A 7,703-nucleotide genomic window follows, 5' to 3' on the forward strand; every position below is an offset into this window, starting at 1 on the left:
TATCGCAAGAGGAACGCATAGCACAGAAGGAGATGAGAGCATGAGCAACGTAAAGCATATGACCCAGGTAACGAGCCCTCCCATGGGCGAGGTCGCCGACGGCGCCAAGCAGATCGGCGGGGACGTGGTCCACAAGGTGAAGAAGTCGGCCAAGAAGACCATGGACGACGTGGCCATGACGCCCTTCTTGCGCAAGATCACGTTCTTCTCGAGCGGCGGCTCGTTTTTGGACGGGTACGTGCTCTCGCTCATCGGCGTGGCGCTCACGCAGATCACACCGCTGTTCAACCTCGACGAGGCGTGGAGCGCGGCCATCGGGGCGTCGGTTTTGCTGGGCATCTTCGTGGGCACGATCGCGGGCGGCTACCTCACCGACCGCATCGGGCGCAAGAAGATGTTCATCGTCGACATCGTGGCCATCGGAACCTTCTCCATCCTGAGCGTGTTCTGCGCCGACCCGCTCCAGCTCGTGGCGGCGCGCTTCTTCATCGGCGTGTTCGTAGGCGCCGACTACCCGATAGCCACCTCGCTCATCGCCGAGTTCACGCCCAAGCAGCACCGCTCCATCTCCATGGGCATGGTGTCGGCCGCCTGGTACCTCGGCGCCACGGTGGCGGCGTTCGTGGGGTACTTCCTGTACAGCGTGCCCAACGGATGGCAGTGGATGCTCGGCTCGGCCGTCATCCCCTGCATCATCCTGCTGGTCGGGCGGCACGACATCCCCGAGTCGCCCATGTGGCTGGCTCAGAAAGGCCGCACCGAGGAGGCCGACGCCGTCATGCGGCGCGTGTTCGGCGAAGGCGTGGAGCTCGAGCTGGAGGATCCGGGCGAGAAGACCAGCCTGCGCAAGGTGTTCGCGGGCGGCTACGCCAAGCGCATCGTGTTCTTGGGCATCCTGACGCTGTGCCAGGTGGTGCCGATGTACGCCATCTACACGTTCGGCCCCGAGATCATGACGGCCTTCGGGCTGGGGGAGGGTCACGAGGCCATCCTGGGCGAGAGCGTGGTCAGCCTGTTCTTCCTGATCGGTTCCATCCCGGCCATGTTCTGGCTGAACTCGATGGGCCGCCGTCCGCTGCTCATCCGCTCGCTCGCCCTCATGGCGGTGGGCCTCGTCATCCTGGGCGTGTTCCCGGACGCCCCCATCTACGTGATCATCCTGGGGTTCGGCCTGTACGCGTTCTTCAGCGGCGGCCCGGGCATCCTGCAATGGCTGTACCCCAACGAGCTGTTCCCCACCGAGGTGCGCGCCTCTGCGGTGGGCATCGCCATCGCGTTCTCGCGCATCGGCACCATCATCGCCACGTACGGCACGCCGCTGTTCCTGGCCGCCTACGGCATCGGCCCCACCATGCTGATCGCGGCGGGCCTCGTGATCCTGGGCCTCGTGCTGTCGGCCTTCATGGCGCCCGAGACGAAGGGCAAGTCGCTTCTGGAGACGAGCTCGCTCGACGAGGGGGACGCGCACCCGCGCGGGGCGTAGGGGAGGCGCCGCGCCGCAACCTCGCGCGCCCGGCAACCGCCCGGGCGCGCGACGGCATCTCGCACGCCCCGTGCGCCCGCGTCGCCCGCATCCTGCGACCTCCGTGCGCGCCCGCACCTCGCGGTCCCAGTGCCCGTTCGACTTCCTTCGTCACGCGATCATCGCGCCGCCCGCACCTTGCGACCTTCGCGCCCGTCCGCGTCGCTTGCTCTTTGCGATCCCCGCATGCGCCCGACCGCCAGCGCCGTCCTCGCCTCGCCACCCTCGTGCCGCCCTCGCTTCGCGCGCCGCTCCTCGCGGCCTCCGCGCACGTTCGATCTCATCGATGTGCAGCAAAAACGAGGTTTTGGCAGTCTTTCGACGTTTCGGAAGCGGTTGGACGCCGTCGGAGCGAACGCAACCAGGCGAAACCCCTGGTCGCGACTTCTCCGTTTCGCATTCCTTGTGGTCAGGACTGCCAAAACCTCGTTTTTGCTGCACATCGCGACGCGGAAACGTGCGCGAAGCCCTGCTGCGCATGTTGGGAAGCCGATTATATTAGCGGAAAGCTCATCGTCCGTCGAAGAAAGACCCCGTCAGCATCCCGTGAAGCTCGTGCTGGGCTTTTCGCCAGCCGACTCCGTTCGTGGAAAGCCGTTTGCCCATGCGCCTTGCAAGAAGCCGTGCGATCTCGTCGAGTTCGATGAGGTTCCACACTGTTCTGCCCGTGATCGATACCACCGTGGTGCCTCGCGCCAGCAGGTCGTTCCTTCTTCTTGCGTCGTCGGCCATCTTCGCGCGGCTGCCGTGATGCAGGAAGCTGTCGTATTCCACGGCGATGTCGGCGGCCGGCCACAAGAGGTCGCAACGGTAGCGTCGGTCGGAGGGCTTGCGGCAGGCTTGCTTCTTGAGGCTCGCCCTTCCGTTCATCACGGGGCGCGGCAAGCCGTACCCGCCGAGCCGAGGGGGCAGGCAGAACAGCAGGACGATGGCCGTTTCCATGGGCGAAGCCGAACCCGGCGCGATGTGTCGCACTGCTTTCCGGGCTTTCACCAAGCCGGGCATGCACTCTGCCTTGAGCAGGAACCGCTCCAGCCGCTTGACGGTGGTGAAAGGGCTCGTTCGGTCGAAGTCGACGATGCCGACGGTTTCTATGCCGTAGATGCCGCACAGCTCGTCCCCCAGCTTGACAAGCCGGGGGCAGTCCAGGACTTCCGCCATCTGAACGAAGGCGAGCTCCGGGGAGGACGAGAACGTCTCTTCGTCGATCGGCAGGAACGAACGGGCGGGGAAGGGGCCTGATCGCACGTGGCAACGGGCGTCGGCGCATCGTATCCTGCACTCGCTGCTCGGCACGAGAAGGTGCACGGGCTTCGCGAGGTACCCGAGGCCGAAGCTGGCGAGCCCGTCGATGTCCGCGCGCGTCGTCTTACCGGCAGGCGGAAGCGGGGTTCCGTCGTGTCGAGGAAGCCGTTCCCGACGATCGGCTGCGGCCGGCGCGAGCGGGTCGGCCTTCGCGTATGCGAGCCATTCCAATGCGGAAGTATGACTGAGATACCTGTTCATGACGTGAGGGTAGCATGGGGCTTCGATATGCTACGAGCGCGCAGACCAGCTGTTTACCAGGTGTTATGGCACGTGGAATTCGCGTTGGAACGACGTTGGATCCGTAGGTGATCCACGTGGAAACGACGTTGGATCCGTGGGTGATCCGCGTTGGAGCCGCGTGGAATTCCCGTTATATCGAACGGCTTCCTTGCTCCTCTCGCGCGGGGTTGCGCAGCCGTTGCTTGTCCGGCGGGCGGGGCGATCGTACACTGGACGCATGATGAGAAGCCTTCCCGACAGCAAGCAGGCCGTTCGTTCGGCTGCCCGGCGGTTGGGCGCCTGGACGCGCCGGCCTTTCGACACGGGGTACCGCTGGGGTCTGCCGCTCGCGCTTTACGCGGGGCTCTGCCTTGCGCTGCCGGCGGGCGCGGGGCTCGCGCTGTTCCTGCCGCCTGCGCTCGCGCTCGCCTTGAAGGCGGTGCGCGTATCGCAGCGCATCCACCGCCTGGACTTCGTGCGGCTCGTCGACGAGAACGGCACGGCGCGCCTCGACACCGAGACCGACCGGCTGCAGCGCGCCTGGGTGCTCGGCTGCATCGCGCTCGTGGGTCTGTCGGCGGCGTTGCTCGTCTCGCGCGCGGCGCTCGCGCTTCTGCCGGGTGCGGAGCTGTCGGGTTCCATCGCGCTGTACCTGGGATTCGCCGCCGTGCTGCTGGGAGGCTTTCTGCTGCTCTACTACGTGGCGCTGCGCTTCGACAACGGGCTCGCGCGCGGCCTGGCCAGCATCGCGGTCACCCTGCCGGCGTTCTTCGTCATCGTCGCGGTTTTCGGCATGGTGCTCTCATGGATCTCGACGCTCGCGGGCTCCATCGGCCGGCCTGCCGAGGCGGCCGTCGCTGACGGGTTCTCCTGGGTCTACGACGTCCAGCGCGTGCTCGGATCGGCGACGGACTACTTCGTGCGCCAGGACGCCGTGATCATCGGCGGTTCGGTGGTGTTCGCCGCCGTGCTCCTGCTGCTGTACGCCTATACGGTACCGTACTACTGGATGAGCAGCGTTGCGCGCTGGTTCAAAGGGCTCGGCCTTGCGGCGGTGGCGTTCTCCGGTGCAGCCATCGTGTTCGCGGGCGCGTGGCTGGTGGACGTGCAGCGCTGGGCGGCGCAGGGCGAAAGCGGGCAGCTCGCGCACGTCGTCGATCCCGACCTTGTGGGCGACAAGGCCCGGGCGCTGGCCGACTACCGCACCGACGACCTGGTGGCGCTCGTGAAGGCCTTCGTTCTGCCCTATACCGTGGGGGTGTTCGTGGCGAACGCCGTGGTGGCGTACCGTCGGGCGAAGGCGAAGCGTGAGAGCGACGCGATCCTCGACGGCTTCGCCCAAAGCGGCGCGGCGGACGAGAAGGCCCTTCCCGAGCTCGAGAAGGGCTACCTGTTCTTCGGCGGGCGCCGCACGCTGTGGGACATCGCCTTGCGCTCCATCGGCCACGACGTGCCCCTGCCGAGCCCCTTCGCGCCACGCAAGCTCACCTGGAAGGAACGTCTGACGGGGGAGTTGGAGGAATGAGACGTTGGCCCCGTCCCATCGCCTCGCTTTTTTGGCGCGGGGAGGGATGCGCATCTCGCGCAACCCGTCCGCGCCGATTCGCGATGGATGCGACCCGTCCGCGCCGATCGCGCGCCTCTGCCGCGCTGGAAAAGGCAAAACCCCCGGACGCGAGTCCGGGGGTTTCAAGGGCGAAAACCAAGAAGGAGCTACTTGCCCTGCCAGTTCGGCGTGCGCTTCTCGACGAAGGCGGCCGGGCCCTCGATGCCGTCGGCGGTCTTCTCCAGGAAGCGGTAGGCGGCGTCGCTGTAGCGCATGGCGTCCTCTTCGGACATCTGGTCGGCGGCGTGCACGATGTACTTCGTCCACTTCAGGGCCAGAGGCGCGTTCTTCAGGCACTCTTCGGCCAGCTCGATGGCCTTGTCCATGACTTCCTCGGCCGGCACGACGTAGTTGATGAGACCCAGCGCCTTGGCCTCATCGGCCTTGATCTTCTTGCCGGTGAGCAGAAGCTCCATGCAGTCCTTGCGATTGATGTCGCGGGCGAGGCGCACGAGGCCGCCGGTGGAGGCGATGATGCCCAGACCCACCTCGGTGCAGCCGAACTTGGCGCGCTCGGAGGCCACCACCATGTCGCAGGACAGGGCGATCTCCATGCCGCCGCCGGCCGCGGAGCCGTTGCAGGCCGCGATCACGGGCTTGGAGCACAGGCGCGCGGTCAGGCCGCCGAAGCCGTGCTCGGTCACGGTCTGGCACTCTCCGCCTTCGCTGAGCTCGGAGAGATCCTCGCCCGCGCAGAACACCTTGCCGGTGCCGGTGACGATGATCGCGCGCACCGCGGGATCGGTCTCGGCGTTGTTCATGATGTTCTCCATGGCCTTGGAGGTGACGCCGTTGAGGGCGTTCGCCACGTCGGGACGGTTGATGCGGATGATCAGCAGGCCGTCCTCGCGAAGTTCGGATACGACGGTGTCGGTGCCATAGTAATCTGCCATTGCTCCTCCTTGGATTGTTGCGATCTCACGCCTGTTTCCCAAGCGGTCTCGCCTCCCGCTGCGGCATGTGCAGCACGGCGCAGCGGGAGGCTCGACGCGCCTGAAATCTGGTTCCATCATAGGGATCGTCAGGTATCGGCCGCATCGCAAGCAGCGCAGTAATTCGACGATACTGCGCAAGCGGGGCATCGCAAAAAAAGCAGTAGCCCCGAGTAAACCGGGGTAGCGACCAAGTGGAAAGGGCTCGCCGCGCCGCCTGGCCCGCGCCGCCGCCGGACGGCTCCGGCGCCCCCGTCCGCAGAGCCCGCGCAGGCATAGTCAAAAGTTGAGTAATGAGGGTTTCACAGCGATTTTGCGATGACGGGGCGATGACAGGGCGGCAAACTGTCATCAACGCGCCGGGAAGGGCCCCGGGCCTTCCGAAGCATCGGAGGAAGGCGCCGAGGCGCGCCCGGCCAACGACTTGCATGCAAAAGTAAGGCAAACGAGAAGGGAAAGGTACAGGATGAACATCGTTGCTGCTTTCAAGGTGGTTCCCGACGATCAGGATATCCAGGTGTCGGCAGACGGAACGCTCGACTACTCCAAGGCGAAGAACACCGTGTCCGCCTACGACCTGAACGCCATCGAGGCCGCCGCTCAGCTGGCCGCCGCCAACGAGGGCTCGAACGTGGTCGCCGTTACCGTGGGAGGCGCCGACATCGACGACTCCAAGTTGAAGAAGAACGTGCTCGCCCGCGGCGTGGACGAGCTGTACATGACCGCCGACGACGCATGCAAGGGACTTGACGCCCGCGCCACCGCCGTCGCGCTCGCCGAACTCGTTTCCAAGGTGGGCGACTTCGACGTCGTCCTCTGCGGCGACGGCTCCGCCGACAACTACGCGCAGCAGGTGGACGTGCAGCTGGCTGCCAAGCTGGGTCTGCCCGTGGTCACCGCCGCCACGAAGATTACCGCCAAGGACGGCGCGCTCGAGGTCGAGCGCACGCTGGAAGACGTGGTGGAGGTCGTCGAGGCGCCGCTGCCGTGCGTCGTGTCCGTCGCGCCGGACATCGCGCTGCCCCGCATCCCCGGCATGAAGGACATCCTCGCCGCCGGCAAGAAGCCGATGAACGTGGCGGGCGCCGACGGCGCGTACGAGAGCTCCATCGAGGTCGCGTCCTGCCTCGCCCCCAAGCAGGCTGATCGCAAGCGCGAGATCCTTGAAGCCTCGGCCGACGGCGCCATCGAGCAGTTCGCCGCCGCCCTCAAGGCCGCGCTGTAAGTTCCCTCGACCATCCCCTTATGCAATAGAAAGGCAGAGTTGATATTCATGAAAGTACTCGTTATCGCTGAACGCACGGATGCCGCTCGGGAGCTTTGCGCCGGCGCTCGCACCATGGCCGACGAAGTCGTGCTCGTCTCCTTCGGCGAGGCCCCCGAGGCCGTCGCCGATAAGATCGCCCGCATCTCCGTGCCGGAAGGGACCGTCCTCGACGACGCCGCCGACACCGTGATATCGGTGTTCGACGCCGAGGCTCCGGCCGTGGTGCTCGTGGAGCCCACGCGCCACATGAAGACGATCGCCGGCAAGCTGGCCGCCCATGCGAACGCCTCCGTCATCACCGACGTCATGTCCTTCGAGAACGGCGCCGTCAGCCTGTACTTCGGCGGCGTGGCCGAGCGCGTGCAGAAGGCCGCAGGCGACGTGGCCATCTACACGGTGGGCGCGGGCGCATTCGAGGGCGCCGAGGCCTCCGGCGCGAACGCCGTCGAGGACGTCGCCTGGGTCGCTCCGGCGACGCCCGTGAAGCTGGTCTCCTCCAAGCCCATCGAGAAGAGCGGCGTGGACCTGAACAAGGCCGACGTCGTCGTGGCCGCCGGCCGCGGCTTCGCCGAGGAGTCCGAGCTCGACCTGGCGCGCGAGCTGTGCGACAAGCTGGGCGCAGGCCTTGCCTGCTCGCGTCCCCTTACCGAGGGCGTGAACTGGCTTCCCACCGAGCTGTACGTGGGCGTGTCCGGCCTCATGCTGTCCCCGAAGGCGTACGTCGCCTGCGGCATCTCCGGCCAGATGCAGCACATGGTGGGCTGCAACCGCGCTGGCACGATGTTCGCCATCAACAAGGACAAGAACGCTCCGGTGTTCAAGCAGTGCGACTACGGCATCGTGGGCGAC

At 66.5% G+C, this 7,703-nt stretch carries 6 protein-coding genes; 4 read left to right on the forward strand and 2 right to left on the reverse strand.

From position 1 onward, the window contains the following. Positions 1–40: 40 nt before the first annotated feature. Positions 41–1,483, forward strand: coding sequence for an MFS transporter (locus tag GT613_RS14325; protein WP_015760804.1), 1,443 nt, complete (start codon positions 41–43; stop codon positions 1,481–1,483). Between the two features lie 549 nt (positions 1,484–2,032). Here the strand turns inward: GT613_RS14325 and GT613_RS14330 are convergent. Further along, positions 2,033–3,028, reverse strand: a complete 996-nt coding sequence (locus GT613_RS14330) for a hypothetical protein (protein WP_009304360.1) — start codon at positions 3,026–3,028, stop codon at positions 2,033–2,035. 259 nt (positions 3,029–3,287) lie between these two features. On the opposite strand from GT613_RS14330, the gene GT613_RS14335 reads away from it, so the two are divergent. After that, positions 3,288–4,574 carry a hypothetical protein gene (locus GT613_RS14335; protein WP_161172690.1) on the forward strand — a complete coding sequence of 429 codons (1,287 nt, stop codon included), beginning with the start codon at positions 3,288–3,290 and terminating at the stop codon, positions 4,572–4,574. Between the two features lie 188 nt (positions 4,575–4,762). Here GT613_RS14335 and GT613_RS14340 read toward each other — a convergent pair whose 3' ends face one another. After that, positions 4,763–5,548, reverse strand: a complete 786-nt coding sequence (locus GT613_RS14340) for an enoyl-CoA hydratase/isomerase family protein (RefSeq protein ID WP_009304362.1) — start codon at positions 5,546–5,548, stop codon at positions 4,763–4,765. Between the two features lie 505 nt (positions 5,549–6,053). On the opposite strand from GT613_RS14340, the gene fixA reads away from it, so the two are divergent. Continuing rightward, complete coding sequence (gene fixA / locus GT613_RS14345) at positions 6,054–6,812, forward strand: putative electron transfer flavoprotein FixA (RefSeq protein ID WP_161172691.1); 759 nt, start codon at positions 6,054–6,056, stop codon at positions 6,810–6,812. 48 nt (positions 6,813–6,860) lie between these two features. Continuing rightward, on the forward strand, positions 6,861–7,703 hold an 843-nt coding region (locus GT613_RS14350), incomplete at its 3' end, for an electron transfer flavoprotein subunit alpha/FixB family protein (protein WP_161172692.1).

Source organism: Eggerthella sp. BIOML-A4 (assembly GCF_009875575.1).
Taxonomy (GTDB): Bacteria; Actinomycetota; Coriobacteriia; order Coriobacteriales; family Eggerthellaceae; genus Eggerthella; species Eggerthella lenta.